Source organism: Halobacterium sp. CBA1132, assembly GCF_001485535.1.
Lineage (GTDB): Archaea > Halobacteriota > Halobacteria > Halobacteriales > Halobacteriaceae > Halobacterium.
On record NZ_BCMZ01000002.1, the window covers coordinates 228,028 to 250,493 of the forward strand.

At 58.1% G+C, this 22,466-nt stretch carries 23 protein-coding genes and 1 pseudogene; 16 read left to right on the top strand and 8 right to left on the bottom strand.

From position 1 onward, the window contains the following. Positions 1–213 precede the first annotated feature (213 nt). From AVZ66_RS14605 to AVZ66_RS14620, 4 genes are all read left to right on the top strand, one after another. Positions 214–597, top strand: a complete 384-nt coding sequence (locus AVZ66_RS14605; protein WP_231727202.1) for a hypothetical protein — start codon at positions 214–216, stop codon at positions 595–597. Then, positions 597–1,286, top strand: a complete 690-nt coding sequence (locus AVZ66_RS14610) for a hypothetical protein (RefSeq protein WP_058984892.1) — start codon at positions 597–599, stop codon at positions 1,284–1,286. Before AVZ66_RS14605 ends, AVZ66_RS14610 begins: the two co-directional genes overlap by 1 nt. Beyond that, a complete protein-coding gene (locus AVZ66_RS14615; protein WP_058984893.1) occupies positions 1,283–2,332 on the top strand; it encodes a restriction endonuclease in 1,050 nt (349 codons plus the stop codon). Before AVZ66_RS14610 ends, AVZ66_RS14615 begins: the two co-directional genes overlap by 4 nt. A gap of 432 nt (positions 2,333–2,764) precedes the next feature. After that, positions 2,765–3,220 carry a helix-turn-helix domain-containing protein gene (locus AVZ66_RS14620; protein WP_058984894.1) on the top strand — a complete coding sequence of 152 codons (456 nt, stop codon included), beginning with the start codon at positions 2,765–2,767 and terminating at the stop codon, positions 3,218–3,220. A gap of 202 nt (positions 3,221–3,422) precedes the next feature. On the opposite strand, the gene AVZ66_RS16940 is transcribed toward AVZ66_RS14620, so the two are convergent. Together AVZ66_RS16940 and AVZ66_RS14630 are read right to left on the bottom strand one after the other, a co-directional pair. Next, positions 3,423–3,641, bottom strand: coding sequence for a hypothetical protein (locus tag AVZ66_RS16940; RefSeq protein WP_231727203.1), 219 nt, complete (start codon positions 3,639–3,641; stop codon positions 3,423–3,425). A gap of 634 nt (positions 3,642–4,275) precedes the next feature. Further along, positions 4,276–4,794 carry a helix-turn-helix transcriptional regulator gene (locus tag AVZ66_RS14630; RefSeq protein ID WP_058984896.1) on the bottom strand — a complete coding sequence of 173 codons (519 nt, stop codon included), beginning with the start codon at positions 4,792–4,794 and terminating at the stop codon, positions 4,276–4,278. A gap of 315 nt (positions 4,795–5,109) precedes the next feature. Here AVZ66_RS14630 and AVZ66_RS14635 point away from each other — a divergent pair, with 315 nt between their 5' ends. After that, positions 5,110–6,333, top strand: coding sequence for a PQQ-binding-like beta-propeller repeat protein (locus tag AVZ66_RS14635; RefSeq protein WP_197407811.1), 1,224 nt, complete (start codon positions 5,110–5,112; stop codon positions 6,331–6,333). Between the two features lie 226 nt (positions 6,334–6,559). Here the strand turns inward: AVZ66_RS14635 and AVZ66_RS14640 are convergent, their stop codons facing one another. Then, entirely contained in the window at positions 6,560–6,727 is a 168-nt protein-coding gene (locus AVZ66_RS14640) for a hypothetical protein (RefSeq protein ID WP_058984897.1), read from the bottom strand. A 138-nt stretch (positions 6,728–6,865) separates the two neighbouring features. Here AVZ66_RS14640 and AVZ66_RS14645 point away from each other — a divergent pair. The 3 genes and pseudogenes from AVZ66_RS14645 to AVZ66_RS15875 form a co-directional block, all read left to right on the top strand. After that, positions 6,866–6,976, top strand: a pseudogene (locus AVZ66_RS14645) (PadR family transcriptional regulator); the annotation flags it as partial. A 52-nt stretch (positions 6,977–7,028) separates the two neighbouring features. After that, entirely contained in the window at positions 7,029–7,664 is a 636-nt protein-coding gene (locus tag AVZ66_RS15870; protein ID WP_082678899.1) for an IS6 family transposase, read from the top strand. Continuing rightward, positions 7,609–7,851 (top strand): PadR family transcriptional regulator, encoded by a 243-nt coding sequence (locus AVZ66_RS15875; protein ID WP_082678900.1) that lies wholly within the window; start codon positions 7,609–7,611, stop codon positions 7,849–7,851. The genes AVZ66_RS15870 and AVZ66_RS15875 overlap by 56 nt, the downstream gene beginning before the upstream one ends. A gap of 91 nt (positions 7,852–7,942) precedes the next feature. Here the strand turns inward: AVZ66_RS15875 and AVZ66_RS14660 are convergent, their stop codons facing one another. Further along, on the bottom strand, positions 7,943–8,503 hold the full coding sequence (locus AVZ66_RS14660; RefSeq protein WP_058984900.1) for a TATA-box-binding protein: 561 nt from the start codon (positions 8,501–8,503) through the stop codon (positions 7,943–7,945). Between the two features lie 110 nt (positions 8,504–8,613). On the opposite strand from AVZ66_RS14660, the gene AVZ66_RS16755 reads away from it, so the two are divergent. The 4 genes from AVZ66_RS16755 (at position 8,614) to gdhB (ending at position 13,444) form a co-directional block, all read left to right on the top strand. Continuing rightward, complete coding sequence (locus AVZ66_RS16755; RefSeq protein WP_197407812.1) at positions 8,614–8,760, top strand: hypothetical protein; 147 nt, start codon at positions 8,614–8,616, stop codon at positions 8,758–8,760. 173 nt (positions 8,761–8,933) lie between these two features. Next, entirely contained in the window at positions 8,934–11,807 is a 2,874-nt protein-coding gene (locus tag AVZ66_RS14665; protein ID WP_058984901.1) for a bacterio-opsin activator domain-containing protein, read from the top strand. Positions 11,808–12,002: 195 nt separating this feature from the next. Next, on the top strand, positions 12,003–12,146 hold the full coding sequence (locus AVZ66_RS16405; RefSeq protein WP_157575705.1) for a rubrerythrin-like domain-containing protein: 144 nt from the start codon (positions 12,003–12,005) through the stop codon (positions 12,144–12,146). Next, complete coding sequence (gene gdhB / locus AVZ66_RS14670; RefSeq protein ID WP_058984902.1) at positions 12,146–13,444, top strand: glutamate dehydrogenase GdhB; 1,299 nt, start codon at positions 12,146–12,148, stop codon at positions 13,442–13,444. Before AVZ66_RS16405 ends, gdhB begins: the two co-directional genes overlap by 1 nt. Before the next feature lie 17 nt (positions 13,445–13,461). On the opposite strand, the gene AVZ66_RS14675 is transcribed toward gdhB, so the two are convergent. Continuing rightward, the gene (locus tag AVZ66_RS14675; protein ID WP_197407822.1) at positions 13,462–14,070 is read right to left on the bottom strand and encodes a trimeric intracellular cation channel family protein; all 609 of its coding nucleotides are present in this window, start codon (positions 14,068–14,070) and stop codon (positions 13,462–13,464) included. A 248-nt stretch (positions 14,071–14,318) separates the two neighbouring features. On the opposite strand from AVZ66_RS14675, the gene AVZ66_RS14680 reads away from it, so the two are divergent. Continuing rightward, the gene (locus AVZ66_RS14680) at positions 14,319–15,386 is read left to right on the top strand and encodes an iron transporter (protein WP_058984964.1); all 1,068 of its coding nucleotides are present in this window, start codon (positions 14,319–14,321) and stop codon (positions 15,384–15,386) included. 16 nt (positions 15,387–15,402) lie between these two features. Here the strand turns inward: AVZ66_RS14680 and AVZ66_RS14685 are convergent, their stop codons facing one another. Next, positions 15,403–16,821: a hypothetical protein gene (locus AVZ66_RS14685; RefSeq protein WP_058984903.1), complete on the bottom strand. Its 1,419-nt coding sequence runs from the start codon at positions 16,819–16,821 to the stop codon at positions 15,403–15,405. Between AVZ66_RS14685 and AVZ66_RS16410 the strand changes: the two genes are divergently transcribed. Then, a complete protein-coding gene (locus AVZ66_RS16410) occupies positions 16,805–17,143 on the top strand; it encodes a hypothetical protein (RefSeq protein ID WP_157575706.1) in 339 nt (112 codons plus the stop codon). The genes AVZ66_RS14685 and AVZ66_RS16410 overlap by 17 nt on opposite strands. A gap of 624 nt (positions 17,144–17,767) precedes the next feature. Here the strand turns inward: AVZ66_RS16410 and AVZ66_RS14695 are convergent. Next, on the bottom strand, positions 17,768–19,189 hold the full coding sequence (locus tag AVZ66_RS14695) for a sodium-dependent transporter (RefSeq protein ID WP_058984905.1): 1,422 nt from the start codon (positions 19,187–19,189) through the stop codon (positions 17,768–17,770). 554 nt (positions 19,190–19,743) lie between these two features. Here AVZ66_RS14695 and AVZ66_RS14700 point away from each other — a divergent pair. Both AVZ66_RS14700 and AVZ66_RS14705 read left to right on the top strand, forming a co-directional pair. Further along, positions 19,744–20,589: a VOC family protein gene (locus AVZ66_RS14700; RefSeq protein ID WP_058984906.1), complete on the top strand. Its 846-nt coding sequence runs from the start codon at positions 19,744–19,746 to the stop codon at positions 20,587–20,589. A gap of 92 nt (positions 20,590–20,681) precedes the next feature. Further along, positions 20,682–21,611 carry a carbohydrate kinase family protein gene (locus AVZ66_RS14705; protein WP_058984907.1) on the top strand — a complete coding sequence of 310 codons (930 nt, stop codon included), beginning with the start codon at positions 20,682–20,684 and terminating at the stop codon, positions 21,609–21,611. Here AVZ66_RS14705 and AVZ66_RS15880 read toward each other — a convergent pair. Beyond that, positions 21,605–22,402, bottom strand: coding sequence for a BtpA/SgcQ family protein (locus AVZ66_RS15880; protein ID WP_082678902.1), 798 nt, complete (start codon positions 22,400–22,402; stop codon positions 21,605–21,607). The genes AVZ66_RS14705 and AVZ66_RS15880 overlap by 7 nt on opposite strands. Positions 22,403–22,466 lie beyond the last annotated feature (64 nt).

The following is a 22,466-nucleotide window of genomic DNA, read 5'->3' on the forward strand; positions in this document are numbered from 1 at the left end:
CTGACTAACCGAGTCGTACAGTTCACCCAATTACGTGATGAAGAGAGTAGCAGAACCAACGCCGATACCAAAGTTGCTCAGCTCCGTGAACTAACCACGGAGTCACAGATGTGGCGACGGTATTGGCCTGACAATTACCTCGTCGACGAGGATGTTTCGTTGGGAACGCGACAGACGCATCGAAAGGTGCTCCTGATAACGGAGGCGATCTGAATGACAGCTTCGACGGATGAGACGGCATCACTTGCCATCCCAATGAATCCCGACGTCGCGTTCGAGGCACTCGGAAATAGTCGCCGTCGCCGCGTCGTGTTGTCGCTGTCACGTACTCACGGTGAGCTCACCGCCAACGAGCTCGCAGCCGAAATCGCAGCTATCGAAAACGCGATCGACCCCAGCAAAGTCGGCAGTGACGAGCGCACGTCCGTCTACATCACGCTCACCCAATCGCATCTTGAGACACTCGATGAGTGCGGTGCTGTCGACTATGATGACCGATCTAAGACCGTTACTGCAACGGATGCGACCGAACCGCTCGCCGAATACATCCGTCGGCTGCAGACGGCGTGCTACAAGCCAGATACGGGAGATATCTGATGACGGACAGCCAACAGCGCGCACTTGCGACGCTTCGAGACATCGATGTCAGCTTCCACCGATTGTTTGAGGCGGTCGATGAGGACGAAGCGACTGCTTTGACACCGGCAGAAGATCCAATCGCTACGCTGCGGCGAGCGCGGTCACAGATTGACTCCGCGCTATTCGAACACCAGCGCCGAACAGCCGACGGGACACTCTCTGACGGGGGAACGTGTGTCCTCCAGTGGAACCCGTCCGGTACACCACCCCGACGGCTCGTCCTCGATCCCAAAGACGGCGACACTTGGACTCGCCGTGAACTCGAATGGACAGGAGACGGCTGGCGTGTCTGTAGTTGTGACACCGTCGACGACGTTGCGATACGCGCCCCGGCGGAACCACGCTACCCGAATCCCGTGGACCCGCCGACGATCAACACGCTGCTCGAGTGGATTCGAGGCAGCTGGACGAATCCGGATCCAGACGTACTCGTCTTCGATGCAACGGCAACCACCGAACAGGGCGTCCTCGTAGCTGTCGACGGTGAACTCCGCTACCGAGAAGTCGACAGTCACCGATGGGTCACCGTCACCGACGAAAACGAACTCTACCACCATCTCCAACAGCAAGGCCAACCCACGCTCACGTCGCTTGCAGAGACGCCGCTGACGCGACAGCACTTCACTCCAAGCCCACTCACACGATGACATCGGATGAATCCCCACTCCCAGACGAGTACGACGAACACCTGCGCGGGCTCACGGAAGCGATCGAGTCCGTTCGTGACACCCTCAAGACCGACCATACGCTCACCACTGACCAGCAGATGTTCGCCCGCCGACTCCTGTACTTAGCGAACGAGCCAATCAAGGAGGCCAAATCTCTCCTCCCCGAGCCCAACCAAGCTGATGCAGCGACGGACGAACGGTCCTCGAGTTCGGCAAGCGACTACATGGAGTTGGTCACCCAGATCGAACAGGAGTTGTGCTGGCTGATTCGATCACTGCAAGCAACGCAACCCGCAGCCCATCACTACGACGAACCACCCGCTGAGAAGTTCACAACAGCCCTTGAGTACGCTACCGCACTCAGAGACATCCTCCCATCAGTCCCAGAAGACAGCCCAGTACTTGCCGACCAAGCGGACCTCAGTCTCAAGGAGGTCGACCCACACGTTGGCGGGCGTGGTGATAGTGACGGCCGGTGGCTCGAGTACCAACTAGAGCGAGCACTAGGACGGTGGGGATACCGTGCAGATACCCGCCAACACCTCTTCAGCCTCGAGGTCGACATCGTCGCCACGCGGAGGGAGAAACAACAGGAGCCAAGCGACTGGATCGTCGCCCAATGTAAGGACTGGACGAGCGATCCGATCACGCCAGCAGTCCTCTTCCGGTTGTGTACCGTGGCGTTCGCGTGCCGAGCGATGCCAGTGCTCTGCCACACAACCGAGCTAACGCCGCGAGCCGAACAACTCGCCCGTGAATTCGAAGTGCGAGTCCTGGATTTAACGGATCTCGAACGTGCTGAGTTGCCTACCCCACAGGTTGCCAGGCCAACGGCAGAATTCCGGGAATGGCAGCCACAGTACCGCGCTCGAGACGACCGAGGTTCAATCCCGTGGATGTTCTACAACGAACCAGGGAAACGATTCAGCTACGTCCCAGGATTCACCCTCGTGGGCAAAGACGCTGACTATGAACCGATTGAGAGTGATCGGGATGACGATACGCATCCCGCTGCCGGTCATTAAACTGGCCCCGAGCAAACCGAGTTCCTAACCCGCTAGATTCGGAAATCCGCCTACCGAACGCTTCGATTTCTGGAGAGGGAACCACGTTGTCGATTCAACATGGGTTAGGACATATGGAGTCTCCCTAATGCGGTCGCTCAGGACGAACTCGACTGAAATGTGGTGTGAAAGAGCGATGACTTGGTGAATGGTCCAAAGATGAGTATAGGATGTATATTTCACACCCCGGCCAGTAGTGTATTGGCACGGGGTTCGTTACAATTACAGCAGTTTCAGACAGGGTTTGCTGTAGTGAAGCAGGGGCTAGTACACTTGGATGATGGCCAGCCGCGAAATCCTGTTCACATGACCTAAGACTGAATTTACACATCCATCCGGTCCAATACCCGCTCCGAAAACCGTAATGGCAACCAGTAACACATAATAGCAAGGATGCCAGTTCCCGTCGACGACCTCACAAATAACGACCCATACCCGGTGAAGCCGGATACGAACGAGTACGAAGTCCTCAGTTTCCTCGTCGCACACCACAAGTACGGCTTCACGCCCAGTGAAATCGCAGCTCGAACAGACCTCAGCGAGGCAAGCGCATCAAAAGCGATGGCTCGCCTCTTCGAGGATCGGCTCGTCGAACGAGCAGAAACAATCTATTATATCGATCCGCATCGGGCCGACGAGCTAAAGCAACGACTTGTATCGCTCGATTCAGCCGTTCAACTCTTTGAGAAGGCGCCTGACGACGCCTACGCCAAGCAGGGCTGGGAACAGGAAGTCTCCAGTATCGATCGAGGTGAAAGAACCGAGCCGACAAGCGAGCACTCCAAAACTGCAGAAGAACGAGCAGAAGCCCTTATCGCAGATATCGAAGACCGCCGCGCAGAGAAATAATCTCAACGGCGTGGTCCATTCGGCGCTGAATATCTGGTCTCCTTACGATCTCCCTCCTCATCCCGACAAGAGCGAGAGTTGAATTAGTAGATACCGTTCGTAACGGACGTCGGTGCCGACAGCCTTGGAATGGTCGTGCTCTGGATGTCGTACCGGGCGTCCCCTCGGAGGGAAGTGACGACGCCACCCTGTTCTGAGAACGCTAATGGTTGTCGTCGCCGAACCAGCCACGCTCTTCGAGTTCGCTTCGCAGTCGCTCGACTGCAGCAGTCTTGTCGCCGTCGCCGACGACGATCACCTCCCACGGTTTGAGGTCGATTTTCCCACCTTCGACCCAGTAGTCGATATCGCCCTCGAGGATGACTTCGCTCCCGTCCTCGAGGCCGGCGTCCATCTCCCGGTAACGGTTCGCCCAAATCATACAGGGGAGCTCGGCGTCGCCGTCGGTCAGCGTGAAGTAAAGCGCCGTACTGTTGAGATATCGACCTCCTCTTCGAGACCGACGGCTAACGCAAAACCTCCCGCCTCAAGCACGAGATAGTCGTGGTCGAACCCATCGCGTAGCGACCTACGGACTCGGGCGAACGCTGTCAGGGAGACTCGGGACACGGTCGCGAAGCTCAGTGAGGCAGGTTTCGAGGATTGCCATCGGATTCGAATCTGTGAAGGATGCAGATTCACGGTGCGGTGCTGGCCACGCTTCGTAGTCAACTTGGAAGTGACTCGGTCCAAGTTTCTCGTGGGTTTCGTCCTGATGCCAGCCACATGACCACGGCGTCCTCAGTTCATTATACTGGATGCGGAACTCATCCCGTGTGGAATGAGGGCGCCACTCGAATTCAAGCGTCGCGTCGCCAGCGTCCGTGTTCTGGTCAAAAAAGACCGCGCGATCGAGGGTCGCCGCGAGACGGACTGGACGCATCGGACTTGGGTTGGCTTCCACGGTCGTCACACCAGCTTCCCGTTGAAGTCGATTTGCAACTCGTTTGTGGACCTCGTATCGGTGGAGATGCGTGTCTCCAGAAATCGGTGGATTTCCCATTTCTGTCACCGAGTCAGTTGGCGGAGGCGATACGACTCTCGCGGGTCGCCTCGATCGTATCATAGAGCTGAATTGCTTGTTTGATGAGCATCGCCTGGTGCTCATAGTAGTCCCAATCCTCTGCGTCGTGGCGCCGCTGTCGGCGTTCGGATGCCGGGATATCACCACCGACGGTCGCCCGAAGTTCGTCGGCAGACTCCACATCGTACTCCTCTTTCCACTCGTCGATATCGTCCCGGATCGCATCTAATTCAGCCGTGAGTTCGTCTTTTCGATGGTCGTTGACGAGGTCACGGATCTGATCGAAATACTGGGTGACTGGATCTGGATAGTAGCAGGTCTCGCGACCACGCTGGATCGTCGCGAGTTTATCTGCTTCGACCAGTTGCGTGAGATACTTCTCGGCCGTGTTTCGGGCAACACCAGCAGCCTCAGCTATTTCCCCCGCATTTTTTGGTTCACGAACCGTCATCGCAACCTCTCGAATCCGGGCGACCTTTGCCGTGTGATCCATGGTTCCTGAGTCGCTCATACACGTATTTGGATCTCCACCACCATTACTGTTTTGAACGCCAATTCAAAATATTGAATTAGGCGCGTTTTTTCGCTCGCAACTCGATCAAAACACGGCGTATAGCAGATTGGACGAGAAGCCCCCACCCTCAAGGATCGACCGAATGGGAGCGAGTAGGGTGGGGGATGAATCGCTCCTCGATTTCAATCAGTCACCATAGAGATTTGTACCGCTATCCTATGGTCCACTTTCCATGTCGAACGGATTCTTCTGCGAGTAAGCCGCCACTCCGTGCAATAGAAGACTACTTACTGGCCGAATCCATCGCCATGAATGTATATCCCCTCCAGCGGACAGACACGTCGTGATGTACTTGTTGCTGCCGGGGCAGCTGGTGTCACCTCTCTCACGGGCTGTCTCGGCCGCGTCGCCGGCCGTAGTACACGCGACCACAAGCAGGACGCACCTGTCGGCCCCGTCACCGGCGCGTGGCCAACCTACCAGCACGACTTCGCGAATACCGGGGCCACGACCGATCATGGCCCATCAAATGAGGCGACTAGTGAAGGCGTCGCAGCTGGTGATACAAAACTCGCCACGTCGGTTGCGCTCGCTGATGGCCGTGGATTCGTTGGCTATAGCGACGGGAATGGAGATGCAGGTGCGTATCGAGGCTTTGAGCTGGGTGACTCGAATGCGTCGTGGACAGTTGAGTATTCGGCGGGAAAGTCGACGCCGACGCTCGCCGGCAACGCAATGTTCGTCTCGACTGCAGAATTCCTTGCAGCATACGACGCACGTGATGGCGCGCTATGCTGGCGAACGAACGTAGGTGGCTATGGATCCACTACGAACGCTCCCGTGCTCGCCGAGGACACGCTTCTCGATGATAGCGGTGAGACGGTGTATGGCCGCAACCCCGCGACCGGCAAGGAGCGCTGGCAATATGATGCTGGAGGCTCGGGCACTGCACTTGCCGCCCGTGACGGGGTCGCCTACACGGTTGTTGGGGCGAACCACGAGGACGCTGGCGTCGCAGCACTCGATCCAGCGACGGGCGAAGAAAACTGGCGGCGAGACGACCTCCCCCAAAGTCACACCACCCTTACTGTCGACGATCGGAATCTGTACTACGCCGCGCACCAGGGCGCCGTCTACGCACTCTCCCTCGATGATGGCACGACACAATGGACGGCATCGGTCCCGCTACCAGAGGACGGCAGCGCGTATGTCGCTGTCGCGGACGGCAACCTCCATGTCCAGTCGCCGGACGGTAAACTTGCGGCGTTCGACACGGCAGACGGGTCGGTTGGATGGCGGCGAACGCTCAATGCACCATCTGGCCCTAGATCGCGTCCCCCAGTCATCGCCGGTGACGTCCGATACGTGCTATGCGACCAGGCACTGTACGCACTCGACGCCGCAACCGGTGCGGTACACTGGTCGCACGCGCTTGACGTCCAACCAGCACTCACGAGTGCCCCCGCAATCCGCGGGACCGCACTCTATTACGCTGGCCGCGACGACGGCGTCTTCCGCGTAGCATCCACCCACTAGAAGTGCAACAGCGCGCGTTCGCACTACACCCCACCGACTGAAGGCGTTCGCTCCACACTTCATAGTGACCGACCCACCCTACTGTGACACGCTGAGGGCCTCTCGCATCGGGTTCGACCGCCTGCCGTTCGGTATCCGGTGCGTCCGCCATCTCCGTTTCCTCCCTTCTGTACAGGAACCTCAAAAAGCTACGTTCGAGTGGCGGGGTTGGCTGCGTTACGCAGGCCTACAGGTCGCGGGGCTGGACCGTCTTCCGGTTGTTCGCTTCGGCACGGTCGGCGGCGTCATTGAGCAGTTCAGCGACTTCCTCGTTGAGGGCGTCGTAGAAATCGGCCGAGACGTTGTGCTCCGAAAGTTCGTCCTTTACGGCTGCTTTGACGATGAGGTCAGACATTCCATCGCAGGTTTCGCCCGCCCACCAGATAAAGGTTCGAAAGTTCTCACCGTGGATTCCCGCCAAATAGTCTCGAATATTCCCCTCCGAGCACCAGAGAACACTTAATCAACCCGCGAAAAGAAGAGAAATAGACGAATGCACGATTTAACAGGATTCCAGCGGGACATCTTGTACGTGATCGCCGGGCTCGACGAACCACATGGACTCGCAGTTAAAGACGAACTTGAGGACTACTACGAGCAAGAGGCAGTGTTCAGATAAGGATGAAGGGTGAGGCGGGACGATTTTTGAGTGGTCTATGCTCGAAATCGCCCGCCTCAGCGGAGGTAGCGACTGCTTCGAGTTAGATTTTCTGGAGCGAGAGGCGACACCCGAGCCCGCGATGAAGCTCGGTATCCGACTCCATCTGGCTGGATTATCACTTTCAGATACTGTTTCAATTCTCGATAGATTGGGTGTCGAACGCTGTCGAACCACCGTTCACAACTGGGTGCAGAAGGCCGATCTACAGCCCCTTGATGGCGCGAACCCGGATCACGTCGCCGTTGACGAGACCGTGATCCAACTCAACGACGAGCAGTTCTGGCTGTACGCCGCCGTCGAACCCGACACCAACCGCTTGCTGCACGTTAAGCTCGCTCCGACGAGAAATCAAGCGATCACTGAGATGTTCCTCGCGGAACTCTGCGAGAAACATCTCGTCGATGACGCGATCTTTCTCGTCGATTCTGCACCGTGGCTGCAAGCAGCACTCCACCGGCACAGCCTTGATTACAGATATGAAAAACACGGTAATCGGAATAGCGTCGAACGTGACTTTCGAGAAGTAAAACGACGAACGAACCAGTTCTCAAACTGTTTCAGCCACGCCGAAGCAGATACTGTCGAAAATTGGCTTCAAGCGTTCGCCTTCGCATGGAATCAGCTTATCTGAACACTACCAGCAAGACATCAATCACGGCCGACTCTATCCGAATCTCGACGACCTTGTCGACAAAGGCCTCGTCGAGAAGGGACAACTCGACAAGCGCACGAACGTGTACACGCTCACACAGCGTGGCCGCCGTGAAATTGCTGCTCGTCGTGACTGGGAATCCCAGTACGTCGACTTCAGCGAGTAACACCCCCGTTCCCAGCGATCAGGGACAGGTGGATGACACTCGCTCCAGCAACACGGTTCCTTTCGCGTGGTAGTCGTTCTATAGACGGGGATTACTCAAGCAAGCCGAGTTCGGTGAGTCGGTCTTTGACGTGTGCCAGCGCGTGCTGGGCGTCCTCAGATTCATTTGCGCCAGTAATCACGAGTTTCCCACTGCCAAACAAGAGAACGACGACATCGGGTTCATCGAGTCGATAAACGAGGCCGGGGAACTGTTCGGGCTCGTACTCGATTTGCTCTAGGCCGAGCCCGATTGCGATTGCATTCAGGTTTAGCGATTGCCCAAGATTGGCACTGGAAACGATATTCTGCACCTCAATTTTGGGATCATCCACGACATCGATGCCTAACTCGCGCAAGTCCTCAAAGACGATTTCGAGAGCCGCATGGACGTCATCAACGCTATTCGCGCCGGTACAGACCACCTTTCCTGAATGGAAAATGAGTGTGGCCGACTTCGGTTCGTCGAGACGGTAGACAACCCCAGGGAAGTCGTCGGGATTGTACTCTGCTCCCGGAAGGTCTGTTGCGAGTTGCTCAAGCGCGAGTTCTTGACCGATATCACTGGATGCAACCACGTTTTCGATTTGAATTGTGTCCGTTACAGCGCTCATACGAAGTATTCGGTGAACGCCGCACTTAAAGTCCGGCGGGTGGATATTGTTCCTCTAATCGTTTCGACATCGTCAGAAAGCCTATGGAAGATGAGGTGGCTGCTACATGTATGCCGGAGTGCCAGAACTGTGGCAGCCACGTCACGGATGTCTACGTGCGCGTATTTACGCCGGACACAGTCGAAGACCCCCGCGTGTGTCCGAACTGCGAGGACATGACTCGGGACCGGAACGGCGTCCGCGAGACACGGACGTAACGCAAACTATCCTGGGTCGGGGACCTCTCGATCGCCTTTTGATCTACAACGATGAGGGGGACGTAGAGTTGAATAATAAACAACGAGCGTTTTCCATCTACAGTAAGTAATTGATAATACTACCCCCCCGCGTATGGAATTGCGTTCTGCGATCGGGGCCGAGTGTTCCACATATGAACCCAAAATCACGGAGTATTCTCGATACGTCTGTAATCGTCGCTGTTGGCGACACAGAGTGGCTAACGGCCTACGTTGATGCGCTCCAAGAACAGTCTGACGCGACTATTCATCGGGTCTCGACACCAGCAGCAGTCCACGAGATGCTGCAACCGACGACGATTGATTGCGTCATTACTGACTACAGCCTTCCCGAAACGACGGGGATCGACCTCGTTCGCAGCATCCGGGAGACAACAGTCACACTCCCGATTATTCTGGGGACGGCCGAAGGCAGCGAAACAATCGCTAGTACAGCGATTGAAGCCGGCGTTACCGACTATATCGCTGTCACCGACCCACTAGACGAGACCGTTACTGATGCCTTACAGCGAACCGAGCAGGCGCTCCGGGACGCCCAACGGGCGAGGACACAGCGCGAACGGGCACGACAGTTCGACGCGACATTTCACGACACTCGATCCGCAACGTGGGTGCTTGACCCTGCTGGCGCGCTCACGCGCGTCAACCAAACCGCCCGCGACATGATCGATGTGGACGCCGACGCCGTGGTTGGCGATTCCTTCTGGACGCTGCCGTGGTGGCTTGACGAGGGCCAAACGAGCGCTGACATTCGTCGCCTTGTTGAGTCAGCAAAACGCGGTGAGTTCGGGCACGCTGTCATCACCCAGAATGGCGTGACTGGTGAGCGAGTGTTGGAACTCTCCGTCCAGCCGGTTACTGATGAACGCGGCGACCTCGTTTCAATCGTCGTCGATAGCGTCGATATCACCGACCGTGTCGACCTCGAACGGGAACTCCGTCAGTCCGAGGAACTCCACCGCGTGACGCTCAACAATATGACCGACACCGTCCTCATGACCGACGAGGACGGCGAGTACACGTACGTCTGCCCGAACGTCCACTTCATCTTCGGGTACACCGCCGAGGAAATCCGGGAACTAGGAACGATTGAGGCCCTGCTCGGCGACGACTTATTCGACCGCGCGGATCTCGCCGACGACGGCGTCCTGAAGAACATCGAGACCACGGCCACGGACAAAGCCGGTCGCGAACACACGTTGCTGGTGAACGTTCGCGAAGTCTCAATTCAGGATGGCACGCTGCTGTACAGCTGTCGTGATATCACGAAGCGCAAGCAGCGCGAACGCGCCCTCGCAACCCTCCAGGAGACCGCGCGGGACTTCCTGTACGCCGAAACACACCACGAAATTGCCCACCACGTCGTCGACGATACACCCGACGTTCTCGATCTCGATGCGAGCGCCGTCTACCTCTTCGATGCAGACGACAACCACCTCCAGCCGACGGCGTACTCACAGGCGATGCGGGACGCCCATGGCCCTCTTCCGGATGTTCATGCGGACGGCAACGATCTCACCAGTCACAGCTTCGTCGAGAACGAACCCCGGTTTTTCGACGATATCCACGACGCGGACCGCCTCACTAATCCCGCGACTGACCTCCGGAGTGTCGCGTACATTCCACTCGGGAACCACGGCGTGTTCGTCGCTGGGTCAACCGATGTCGGTGCCTTCGACGATGTGACGCGGGAACTTGCGGACCTTCTGGCGGCGACCGCAGAGGCAGCATTGGACCGCGTCGACCGTGAGTCACAGCTTCGTGAGCAGGACCGTGAACTCCAGCAACAGAACGACCAGCTCACGACACTCAATCAGATTAACGAGACGATCCGTGAGATTGACCAGGCACTAGTGCAATCCGAGACCCGCGAGGAAATCGACCACACAGTCTGTGAACGACTCACTGCTGACGGTCGCTTCCAGTTCGCCTGGATCGGGACTCTCGATAGTACATCGGAGGCCGTGACGCCCCAGGCGTGGGCTGGGACCGACCACGGCTATCTCGATACGCAGTCGTTCCCGGTCGCCGCTGACGGCGTTGAACCGGCGGGTCGGACGGCGGCGACTGGCGAGGTGACGCATGTTTCGAACGTCGCGGCTGATCTTCGGGCGGCCTCATGGCGGAAGGACGCGATTTCACGCGATCTGCTGTCCGTGTTGAGTATTCCGCTCGTTTACAACAATCTCTCGTATGGCGTTCTGACGGTGTACGCGGAGACCCCGGACGCCTTCGATGAAACGATTCAGACCGTGCTTGCGGAGCTTGGTGAGACGATCGCTTCCGCAATTAGTGCGAGCGAACGCAAGCGCGCGTTGCTCACCACGTCGATGACTCGCGTTGAGTACACGGTTACTGATCCGTCGTTCGTGCTCGCGCAACTGGCACAGACCGCGGATTGCACGATTACGTACGAAGGTGGTGTTCAGCAGACTGCCAGTGGGAACTACGTGTTCGTCACGGTCGAGGACGCGCCGCTTGATGCGGTCGTCGACGTGGCAACTGATCTCCGCGTGATTGAGGACGTCCAGCGGATTCGTGGTGGTGAGACTGGGGGCGTGTTGCGGCTCCGGTTGGCGGAGCCGTTCCTGGCGACGGAGCTGGCCGACCACGGTGCCGTTCTGCAGAGTGCAACGGCATCGCAGGCGGATACGAAACTCGTGATCGATGTTCCCGGGAGCGTTGAGGCGAGGAACGTCACGCAGTTTGTCACCCAGCGTTTCGCTGACGTTGAGCTTACGTCGAAGCAGGTGCGCGAGCAGGCGTCCGAACACGGATTTTACGCGTCAGTGCTGGATAGCCTGACTGACAGGCAACTGGAGGTCTTGGAGACGGCGTACTACAGTGGGTTCTTCGAATCGCCGCGGACGGTGACTGGTGAAGCCGTCGCGGAGTCACTTGACATCTCCCCGCAGGCGTTCTACCAGCATATTCGAACCGTGCAGCGGAAACTCTTCGCGGCGCTGATCGACGACCACGCTCCGGTCGTCACTCGACGCGCGGACTGATCACTCTCGAAGCGGACGCTAACAGCGTAATCGCCCGATAGTGGTCCCCTCAGCGCCCCGATTTCGCGGATGCTTGAATAGTAAACCACGCTGGCTGGCGTGTGGTTCGGTGCTCAACTACCGAATATTCCCTTATACACTCATTATTCATATGTAGAGCATCCCGCACAGCACTGTCGGGACACTCACCTAACCATGAGGGACGTCAACCAGAATTCAACCGAGGAATCACCGTACGAATGCTTCGAGTGCGGGAACGTCGTGCTTGCGGAGGACAACCCTGGCCAGTGCCCCGACTGCGCTGGCGATATGCGAAACCGACGCACACCCATCGAATAATGGCCTCAACACAAACCCAGCACGACGACAACGAGACGGCCGAAGAGCCGAGTGAACCGGAGTCGGCGCTGCAGACCGCACGTCGCCAACTCCAGCACGCCGCTGACCACCTCGATATCGACCCGAGCATCGTCGAGCGACTCAAACACCCCAAGAAAGTCCAGGAAGTCACCGTTCCAATCGAACGCGAGAACGGCGACGTAGAGGTCTACACTGGGTATCGTGCGCAACACGACAGCGTCCGCGGCCCGTTCAAGGGCGGCCTCCGCTATCACCCCGAGGTCACCCGCGAGGAATGCGTCGGCCTCGGCATGTGGATGACGTGGAAATGCGCCGTGATGGACATCCCCTTCGGCGGCGCGAAAGGCGGTATCGCCGTCAACCCGAAAGACCTCAGCGACGACGAGAAAGAACAGCTGACACGCCGCTTCACCGACGAAATCCGCTCGGTCATCGGGCCAACCACGGACATCCCCGCACCCGACATGGGGACGGACCCGCAAACGATGGCGTGGCTGATGGACGCCTACTCGATGCAGGAAGGCGAAACAATCCCGGGCGTCGTCACCGGCAAACCACCGATCGTCGGCGGGAGCAAAGGCCGTGATGCAGCACCCGGCCGGAGCGTCGCAATCATCACCCGCGAAGCGATCGACTACTACGACAAAGACATCAAAGAAACCTCGATTGCCGTCCAGGGCTTCGGGAGCGTCGGCTCGAACGCCGCGAAACTACTCGACAGCTGGGGCGCAAACGTCGTCGCCGTCAGCGACGTCAACGGCGGCATCTACGACGCAAACGGCCTCGATACACACGCAATCCCCTCCCACCACGAGGAGCCAGAAGCCGTGATGACTCACGAGGCACCAGAAACGGTGACCAACGACGAATTACTGGAATTGGACGTCGACGTGGTGATTCCAGCGGCAATCGGGAACGTCCTGACGGACGCGAACGCCGACGATGTTGCTGCCGACATCATCATCGAGGGCGCTAATGGGCCGACGACGACCGCCGCGAGCGCGATCTTCGCCGACCGAGACATCCCGGTCATTCCAGATATTCTGGCTAACGCTGGCGGTGTGACGGTGAGTTACTTCGAGTGGCTCCAAGACATCAATCGCCGCGCGTGGTCGCTCGAACGCGTCAACGATGAACTGGAAACAGAGATGCTGGCAGCCTGGCAGGATGTCCAAACAGAATTCGAGACACGCGACGTCACGTGGCGCGACGCAGCGTATATCGTCGCGCTCTCACGGATTGCGGAAGCCCACGAAACGCGCGGCCTTTGGCCCTAACTCGCCTGAGTATTCAATTATTCCCGGAGCAGTTCTAATCGTTGTACGGTCGGGAGATGCCAATCGTACGTGACCGCGACTAACCGCATTCCGACAGTCACGACTGCACACGCGCCGGCAGCCGTACTGCCACTCGCGCCGACCACGCCGGTCAACCAATATGCCGCGCCACCCAGAACGGCGCAACTCGCGTAGAAGTCTTCGAAGAGGATGAACGGCGCTCTATCAAGCAGTATATCAGCGAATGCTCCGCCGCCGACAGCGTTGATCATTGAAATTGCAACGACACCAAACGCCGAGACACCTGTATCAGTCGCGACGATAGCACCCGTCGTCGCGAAGGCAGCGAGGCCGATCGCGTCTGCGACGAGCGTAACTGGATGAGTGTCCGGTGACTCTAAGACGACGCTCAGAACCATTGCTAACCCGACGCCGAGGAGCCCCAGTACGATTTCGATTGGAGACTGAAGAACTAACGGCACTCGTGTGACGAGAAGGTCGCGGGTTGCACCACCGACAAACGCCATCGCTAACCCCACAATAGCAATCCCGAACACGTCGAACTCCTCGCGAATCGCCTTCGAAGATCCGACGAGGGCGAACGCCACCAGCCCGATTGTGTTCATCACCGCGAACGGATCGCCGAAGAGAATTGAAATAATGCCCTGGCTCACTGCGCCCACCTATGATAGTGAGTATGTTGAGTGCGACGTATCAATACACTCCCTGTGGCGAACCTTGCTCAGATACCTCGTCCTCGGTCAGATCACCGTAGCTGACGATGTGAAGGCACCAAGAGGACGTGGAGGCGCTGGGCTTGCTGCGCCTGTTGAGAACCGCAACACCTACTCGGTCGCTAGTCCTTATCTTCTATATGGACCGGCGTCGGTTTCTGAAAACTGCGGGTGGGCTGGTTGGCGTGGCCGGCGTCTCCGGGTGTCTCCGGCGACTCGGGTTCGAGACGCAGTCCGCGTGGCGCGACCCCCCGCTCGTCGAAGACCGACCGGATGGTGTCTATCACCCTGCGATTGTTGAGGGGATGGGCATGTACGAAACGACGACCATCGATGGTATCGGGGTCGCGTTGATGCACTCGTTTCCTCATCGGTTCTGGAGGGTGACCGGGACGAACAAAACAAAAGTCGTTGTCTCGTCGGACGACTCGCTGCATTTGATGGCGAGCGCCTGGGATGCCGAATCCGGGACAGTGCTCCCGACCGCGGTGTCAGTTGATGTTCGAAACGAGGAGGGTCGCGTCTCTACGACGAACCTGTGGTCGATGCTATCCCCAAATATGGGGTTCCACTACGGGGATAACGTGGCACTGTCGGGGAGCGGTGAGTATGAGGCGACAGTTCGAATTGCGCCCGTTCAGGCAGCACGGACCAGACCGTTCAAGGGTCGATTTACGGAGATGCGGACTGCGCAGTTCCAGTTCACCTTCGAGCCGGCGGAAACGTACGACCTCCCGATTCGCCGGCTCAGTAAGAAGGCAGGCACCCGCGGGACAGTAGACTTGATGCAGATGGACGGCGTGCCAGCTCCAGTCGCGCCACCGAAAGAACAGCTCCCCGGACGGGTACTTGGGGAAGCCTCAGCTGACGACGCCTTGTTCTACGTAACTCTCGTTACTGACGAGCAGCGATTTTCGGGGGCGGATAGCCCATATCTTGTTGTCTCTCCGCGTACGCCATATAATCGAGTTCTCCTGCCGGGGATGTCGCTCTCGATGGCTGTCGAACGCGACGGGCAGACTGTCATGCAAACCGGACTTGATGGTACACTTGATCCCGACCTTGGGTACTACTACGGGACAACTGTGGATCGCGTTGAGCGCGGTGATACAGTCACGATCAAAATTGAGACCCCGCCGCAACTGTCTCGCCACGATGGCTACGAAACCGCATTCATGGATATGTCTGCGGTCCACTTCTCTGTCTGAAGACTACCAACGGGCCCTACCCGAGATACGGGGGCGTTGCGCCCGGTAATGACAGCAGCCAGAGACTGACGATGGTGTACCCTATCATCACGAGGACGAATGGGTACTGGCTTCGGATGGCGGCGAGCCGGCTCGGGAAGAGATCGTATGCGGACGCGTGCGCCTCCCAGATCGAGAGCAAGTGGCCCGCGAGCACGAACGCGATGCTGAGGGCAGTGAACCAGTTGGGTGGCGCGAGTACGAGCGGATTCGCAGGTGGTGACAGCGGCGACACCACTGCCATCGTCAGCGCCGGACTCAACGAGACGAGCAGCCCTGCGTAGTGGGCGAGGTGATAGCCAGCCGCGATCGCCAGAAGCGGAGGAGCCAGCCGTAAGGCGATCGAGCGGCTCGTAACGTAGGTGTCAGTGAACCGGCGAGCAATAGTGCCAGCATACCAGTACGCCGCGAGGAAGACGACGTATCCGATAACGAGGAGAGTCGTATAGGCCAGGACAGCGAGCGGCGTGGCTGCCATCACTGCACTTAGCGGCGACTCAACGACGGTTGTGATGGTCTGTGCGCCGGCTGTCGTCGTGATGAAACCGCTGTACGTGAGCTCCCAGATGAGCGCGATGATGAAGGCGACGTCCGAGGAATCGGTTACGACATCTGATTGCGCGAGGTCGCTCCCCGGGAGTATAATCTCCACCGACCCGTCACGTAGCTGGATAGGTGCAACGGCACCGTAGAACCTGAAGAGAACCGATATCGGGTCCGCGTGCTCGAACCAGGCGTCGGAGCCGAAGACGACAGCGCCAGCGATGGTGTACAACGAGTACCCGAGAATAGCCGTTGCGAGCACACGCGGAACAGTACTAACAGGGAAGATAACCTCAACCCATACGAGCGTGAGGATACCGGCGATGGCCGGCCACCTGCCGAATGAATCTGGGTACTCGTAGAAACCGGTTGGGAGCACAGTTGTAATGGCGCGCCAGGGATTCAGAGCGGGCCATGGGTTGCCGACGAGATACGCAACAACGGGGAGGCCGGCGCGAACGCCGACGAATGTGACGAGGACGGTGAGACTAGCCGATGGCAGCTGTGGCCCGGTGTACCCGAGGAACACCATGAGACAGAGCCCGACCACAGCCAGCGTCTGGCCAAGGACACCAATCCACCGCCGAACCGCGGGCATTCTTGGAAGGGACACAGACCGGGAATGGAGCGAGTAGATGAACGCGCGATCAGTGACAAAGCTCGCAAGCAGTGCCGACGCGCCAATTGTCGCCCCGCCCGTCGCTAAGTACAGCCATCGCGGGATAGCGAGCGCCTCACGTGGTTGCTTGGAGAGGGTCATCCCGTTCGCAGCGGCGACACTATCGGCGAGAACGGTTAAGATCGCTATCCAAGCGAGTACTTGCGCGCCGAAGCGGATGCCGAACGTCGGCATCGCGTTCGACTTGGCGTCTTCCCGGGGAGTTGCTTTCGCTGTTGATTCGTCTCCAGAGGGGTTCTCGGCGTTAGATGGCGTAGATGGCATAGAGGAACAGGAAGACGAAGTATACTGCGACGATACACGCGAGGGCCCGCAGCCGGAACGAGCTGAGGGCGTCGCGTTCGTTCGCTCGCGCATCGTGGAAGGCGGTTCGTTCAGCTTCAGTGAGGTCTGGCCAGTGATTGAGACCCTTGTGAAGAGTGAGGCGGTCCTCAGTTGGGAACGGCTCATCACAGTACTGGCAGACCTCCGGCGAATCGCCTGGTGGAACGGCTGATTGGACAGTGGACATTCCCTCGATAGATCACGTTGAACTACCGTACAGCCGCTTGAAATGCTTCTGCTTCTCGCCTGGCAGCCTTGACATCCTTCCCGATTTGACGGCCGGGGATCCCGGCCGTCGTTGGGATATTGTTGGTCACGCTTGGTATCCAGTCCTCGTAGGCGAAACAGCCCTCTCGACGGTTGAATAGGTGAACCGCTGGCTGTGCTAACCAGGCGGTATCTCTTTTCGCCCATCCGTTTCGGATGCCGCGCTACAGAAAGCCGCCACATCAATATATTGATATATCCCGCCCTGAAGGGCGGGGCTTTCTCCTTGACTCTCCGTAATTGCTGATAGTTGCACCCAACAGTATAGCTAGAGGATTGATTCCGTCCACGTGAGCCCACATTCGCTACATTCAAAGAAATGGACTGCCTCCTCATCGACGGTCCCTTTTCCCGTCGTTTGTGCTAACGCGAATCCACATTCTGGGCAGTCGGACACAGCCACTACCTGTCGTTCGGGGAGCGACACGAAAAAGCTGAATGGCCGCTTATGGCAGATGTCTGTCCGTGCTCACGCAGCCATAACGTACGGCCTACGATACCGCAGTATCCGATGTCATGGAACCATCAATTAGGCTCGTTCATTTGGGCGAGCGGTGGAGTGTGTTGTTCGGGTGACTGCAATCCGGCAAACAAGCGTCACAAGCACGGCGACTGCGACTCGCGTAACGGTCGCCAGTGAGAGGCTTGCGAGTGAAGCCAGCGTGGTCGTCAGTAAGAACATGACGACGACGGGCAGCACCCAGCTGACGGCCAGCACCCATGGCGTAGCGAACCCACGGAGGTGGCCAGCGCCAGTCTGGAATTCCGCGACGGCATCGTCGCGGAGTATCCAACCGGCGATCGCGAGGAACGCGAACAGGCCAATCGTCAGCATCACGTCGACGACCGGGCCGGACACGAACCGAAACATCGGTCCGGCAAGTGCTAACCCACTGCCAGTCACCGCAATCACCAGCGTCATGAGCAGCGTTGCCCGTCGCCGGGACATCCCATAGTTATCGACGAGCGTCGCAACGGGGGTTTCGAGCAGACTGATGCCGCTTGTTACAGCTGCGAGCAGGACGGTGAAGAAGAAGACAGTTGCAACGAGGGCCCCGCCGGGCAGCGAACCGAACGCGGTTGCGAGTGCAACGAATAGCGCGCCAGGGCCGCCCTGTCCGGGGCTGATTCCCTGGGAGAACAACAACGGCAGAACAACGAGCCCGGCTAGGACACCGATGACCGTGTTCGAAATCGCGATAACGAGCGTGTCACGCGGGAGAGAGACATCCTCGTCGAGGTATGAGGCGTACGTGAGCATCGCGCCGGCACCCAGCGAGAGCGTAAACAACGCCTGTCCAGCCGCCGGGCCGAGGACGTTGAAGAAGTGTGTGGTGAGATAGTCGCCATCGAAGTTGAGGTAGAACGCGTAGCCAGCAGCGGTGTTGGGCTGGGTGGCTGTCCAGACGGCGAGGCCACCGAGTAACACGACGACTGCGGGAAGCATGATTTTCGAGACGCGTTCGATGCCCCGGCTCACGCCGAAATAGACAATAATGGCGACAATCGTGAGAAACAGCAAGTGGAACCCAACTGCTGGCAGGCCGTGGCTTGCGTGGCTAAAGTACTGCTGTGGCTGCGCGAAGTACGCGCCGGTCGGTGATAGCAGCGTGTATCTGAGAATCCAGCCGCCGACGACCGAGTAAAACGACAGCATTACGATGGTTGTGATGACGTTGAATGCGCCCAGTGGTGTGCCCCATCGGGAGCCGATGAGCGTGCGAAGCGCGCCGATTGGGGTTTGGCGGCCACGTCGCCCGAGCACAAGTTCAGCGAGCAACCCGGGGACACCAACACCTATCACGAGCAGCAAGTACATCACGAGGAAAGCGCTGCCGCCGTTGTCAGCAGTCAACCACGGAAACCGCCAGATGTTCCCCAGGCCGGCTGCGCTACCGACGGCTGCAAGCATGAACCCCACGTTCGAAACCCACGAATCACGGTCCATCAGTGTACAAAACTGGTTCCTGTAGCAGGAAGTCCGTGTCGATTCAGCTGCTCAGGTGGGTACTTGATGTCGCTACGCGACTTCGATTATCGTCTCCCGGGCGAATCGTCCCGCTTTCGAGGATGCCAGCTCAAAATCCACCACGGAGAGCCAGCGCATCCACGAGGTTCTTTTCGAAGGCCATGCAGGCCCTCACAGGATTCACTGAGACGGTCGCCGGGACAGTTGGCGTCGCCGATGCGGAATCGCTTACCGACGAGATGGTTGAGTATGGTATTCCGAGTAAACACGATTGCCGGCGTATTAACGACACACACCTCGTGAATTGCCACGAATCTCGTTCTTGATTACGAGCTTCAACATCAGACTGTTCCTATACCCTCGATGATGGTTGGGTCTACTTCCCCTGGTCACACGCTTGTTGCCTTAGCTATATGGCGGTTTATACCGAACCTAGCAGTTGTAATGGATCTCCGAAACGCATCTGTGGTTGTTACCGGTACGACCAGAAATGAGCTGTCTGGTACACCTCAACAGCGGCATCTACCGTCTCGAAGATGACTACGCGAACACATTCAAACGAACTCCCACGGGAAACGCATATTGGACGGACCGCGCTCCGTGTCCGCGACCTCGACGAGATGATGGGATTCTACCGGGATGTCGTGGGACTCGGTATACTGAGCCAATCCGACGACGCGACCATCCTCGGTGTCGCGGACACACCGCTGCTTATCTTAGAAGAATCTGAGGATGCCCTCGAACGGCACAGCTCGAGTGCGGGCCTCTTCCATAACGCGTTTAGAGTACCTTCACGCGAAGCGTTAGGTGATGCGTTGGTTCGCATTCGGGAGCACTGGCAACTCGGTGGTGCGGCAGACCACGACGTTAGCGAGGCACTGTACCTCACTGACCCGGAGGGGAACGGCATCGAAATCTATCGGGACTACCCGCGTGATGAGTGGCCCTACAGCGATGACGGAACCGTTCATATGGGGACATACGCCCTGGATTTAGAACCGATAGCAGCAGCTGCCACAGGCGACCCAAACCTGCCTGATGGCACGGATGTGGGGCATGTCCATCTTGAAGTATCCTCGCTTGAGGAGTTTAGGGACTTCTACGTCGATCTCATCGGCTTCGAGGCACAAATCACCGTACCAGCTGCACTTTTCGTCTCTGCTAGCGGCTACCACCACCATCTCGGTGCGAACACGTGGAGCCGTCGTTCCAAACCGGCCTCCGGAAGGGGGATATCCTGGTTTGAGATTGTTGTACCCGACACAGCGGTACTTACTGAAATCCAAGCCCGAATCGAGGATAGTGAGTATCCAGTCTTCGAGACGGAAGACGGGATCTCCGTTATCGGGCCGGACGAAATCGAAGTCCGGCTTCGCGCTTAAAACGACGCTAAAGCTTGTTATCCCGCCATCGATAGAATATCGGGAAGAACACTCCCTTACGTTCAAAACGATCGCCTGCCTGGGTTGATGTAATGTCCTCACCAGAGGTCGTTGCCGTCGGCAGTGCGGTTCTTGACCACATCTACACTCTCTCGAACTTGCCGGAGCCTGACGGTGGTGCGTTTGCTCATGAGCATACGACCGATGTTGGGGGTGTTGCAGCAAACGTTGCCTCGGGGCTCGCTGAATTCGGGAATGAAACGGGGATCATCACGCGACTCGGCGCCGGTTCCAGTGCTGAGATTAAAGCCGATCTGGAAGGCCGTGGCCTCGATTGTACGAGGGTTCGGGTCGGTAGTGAAGAGTCATCGTACACGTTGGTTCTGCGTGGCCCGGACGGGGAGCGAATGATTATCGCGGGCGGGCAGAGCGTCCCGAATCTACGGCTTGATGAATCGGATATCGAGTATCTCAGTGACGCGAATGTGGTTTTTACGAGTGCCTATGCGCCTGATGAGGTTGTTTCCAAGCTCTTAGCGGCTCGAGAACGTGGTGTGATTTCGACGCTCGTGTTTGATCTTGCTGGTCCGCTCTCGGAACTCGACAGTCGAGGAACCTCGGCGTCAACTATCGACCGGCTTCTCTCGGTTGTTGATTTGTTTGTCGTCGGCGAGGTAGCTGCCCGGTCATATTTTGGCGGAGATGGCGAGGAAGCCATCGAGTCACTCACCCACCAAAATGTCTCACGTGCTGCGGTCACCCAAGGTGCTAGCGGAGCCCTCCTTCTTGAGGACGACACCGTGACCGAGGTCCCGGCTTTCAGTGTGGATGTGGCTGATACGACCGGTGCTGGGGATGCCTTCACAGCAGGCCTGATTCAGACGTGGCTGCTCGACGACGATCCAGCGAAGGAAGCAGGTCGCTTTGCCGCTGCCACGGCCGCCCTCAATTGTACCGCCACGGGCGCACGCGGCCGTCTTCCAGCCAAGGCTGCTGTACAAGACTTCATCGCAAATTACTGAGGAACGGACTCGACGAGACGTCTGACTGCTGCTTCATCTACCGGATTTGTGGCTTCGGCGTCGTGTTTAAGCGCGGTTCCGACGATCGCCCCGTCCGCGACCGAGAGCAGTTCAGGAGCCGTATCAGGTGTTACACCACTGCCGATCAGAACCGGTGCTTCGAGACCACGCGCATTACGTGCCTCGACCACTTGCTCAAGGACAGATTCATCGACTGCTTCGCCTGTGCCAGCACCGCTTACGACAACCCCGTCGGCCCCGCCACGTTCAACGAGCTCGCTCACTACTTCTGCAAGATCCCGTTCGGCAAGCGGTGCGGAATGTTTCACGTCGATGTCGGCGAGGATGTCCACGTCAGCATCGAGTTGTTCACGGAGTCGTACCGTTTCGTGAGCCATCCCTTCGATGAGCCCCTGGTCGGTAAGTCGGGCCCCGGTATGGACGTTCACACGAACGAATTCACCACCAGTAGCTGCGGCGATACCCAGTGCACTTTGAACGTCATTCCGGAGAATATTCACGCCGAACGGAATCGACAGTTCATCTCGAAGCGTGGCAGCGAGGGCTGCGACATCAGCTACGACGTGCCGAGGGACCCGGTCCGGATAGAAGGGTGCATCCCCGAAGTTCTCGAGCATGATTCCATCGACCCCACCCGATTCAAGCGCGGTCGCGTCCCGGTGTAAGCGCTCGCGAAGATCCGCTCGAGTCCCTTCGAATCCTGGTGCCCCTGGAAGCGGCGGTAAGTGAACCATTCCGATAATCGGCGTATCCGAGGTAAAAACATCCATACTCAGACGTGACCTTTGCAGCGACTTAATCGTATGACATCCTCCGCGCCGTTCACGGCGCGGT

What these genes read in the sequence shown, in the direction of transcription:
- AVZ66_RS14610 (WP_058984892.1), top strand. Translation starts at nt 597, where the DNA reads ATGACGGACAGCCAACAGCGCGCACTTGCGACGCTTCGAGACATCGAT.
- AVZ66_RS14635 (WP_197407811.1), top strand. Translation starts at nt 5,110, where the DNA reads ATGTATATCCCCTCCAGCGGACAGACACGTCGTGATGTACTTGTTGCT.
- AVZ66_RS16940 (WP_231727203.1), bottom strand. Translation starts at nt 3,641, where the DNA reads ATGATTTGGGCGAACCGTTACCGGGAGATGGACGCCGGCCTCGAGGAC.
- AVZ66_RS14660 (WP_058984900.1), bottom strand. Translation starts at nt 8,503, where the DNA reads ATGAGCGCTGTAACGGACACAATTCAAATCGAAAACGTGGTTGCATCC.
- AVZ66_RS14680 (WP_058984964.1), top strand. Translation starts at nt 14,319, where the DNA reads ATGGACCGGCGTCGGTTTCTGAAAACTGCGGGTGGGCTGGTTGGCGTG.
- AVZ66_RS15870 (WP_082678899.1), top strand. Translation starts at nt 7,029, where the DNA reads ATGCTCGAAATCGCCCGCCTCAGCGGAGGTAGCGACTGCTTCGAGTTA.
- AVZ66_RS16410 (WP_157575706.1), top strand. Translation starts at nt 16,805, where the DNA reads ATGCCGAACGTCGGCATCGCGTTCGACTTGGCGTCTTCCCGGGGAGTT.
- AVZ66_RS15880 (WP_082678902.1), bottom strand. Translation starts at nt 22,402, where the DNA reads ATGGATGTTTTTACCTCGGATACGCCGATTATCGGAATGGTTCACTTA.
- AVZ66_RS14620 (WP_058984894.1), top strand. Translation starts at nt 2,765, where the DNA reads ATGCCAGTTCCCGTCGACGACCTCACAAATAACGACCCATACCCGGTG.
- AVZ66_RS16755 (WP_197407812.1), top strand. Translation starts at nt 8,614, where the DNA reads ATGCCGGAGTGCCAGAACTGTGGCAGCCACGTCACGGATGTCTACGTG.
- AVZ66_RS14705 (WP_058984907.1), top strand. Translation starts at nt 20,682, where the DNA reads ATGTCCTCACCAGAGGTCGTTGCCGTCGGCAGTGCGGTTCTTGACCAC.
- AVZ66_RS14605 (WP_231727202.1), top strand. Translation starts at nt 214, where the DNA reads ATGACAGCTTCGACGGATGAGACGGCATCACTTGCCATCCCAATGAAT.
- AVZ66_RS14665 (WP_058984901.1), top strand. Translation starts at nt 8,934, where the DNA reads ATGAACCCAAAATCACGGAGTATTCTCGATACGTCTGTAATCGTCGCT.
- AVZ66_RS14700 (WP_058984906.1), top strand. Translation starts at nt 19,744, where the DNA reads ATGACTACGCGAACACATTCAAACGAACTCCCACGGGAAACGCATATT.
- AVZ66_RS14630 (WP_058984896.1), bottom strand. Translation starts at nt 4,794, where the DNA reads ATGAGCGACTCAGGAACCATGGATCACACGGCAAAGGTCGCCCGGATT.
- gdhB (WP_058984902.1), top strand. Translation starts at nt 12,146, where the DNA reads ATGGCCTCAACACAAACCCAGCACGACGACAACGAGACGGCCGAAGAG.
- AVZ66_RS16405 (WP_157575705.1), top strand. Translation starts at nt 12,003, where the DNA reads ATGAGGGACGTCAACCAGAATTCAACCGAGGAATCACCGTACGAATGC.
- AVZ66_RS14675 (WP_197407822.1), bottom strand. Translation starts at nt 14,070, where the DNA reads ATGAACACAATCGGGCTGGTGGCGTTCGCCCTCGTCGGATCTTCGAAG.
- AVZ66_RS14685 (WP_058984903.1), bottom strand. Translation starts at nt 16,821, where the DNA reads ATGCCGACGTTCGGCATCCGCTTCGGCGCGCAAGTACTCGCTTGGATA.
- AVZ66_RS14640 (WP_058984897.1), bottom strand. Translation starts at nt 6,727, where the DNA reads ATGTCTGACCTCATCGTCAAAGCAGCCGTAAAGGACGAACTTTCGGAG.
- AVZ66_RS14615 (WP_058984893.1), top strand. Translation starts at nt 1,283, where the DNA reads ATGACATCGGATGAATCCCCACTCCCAGACGAGTACGACGAACACCTG.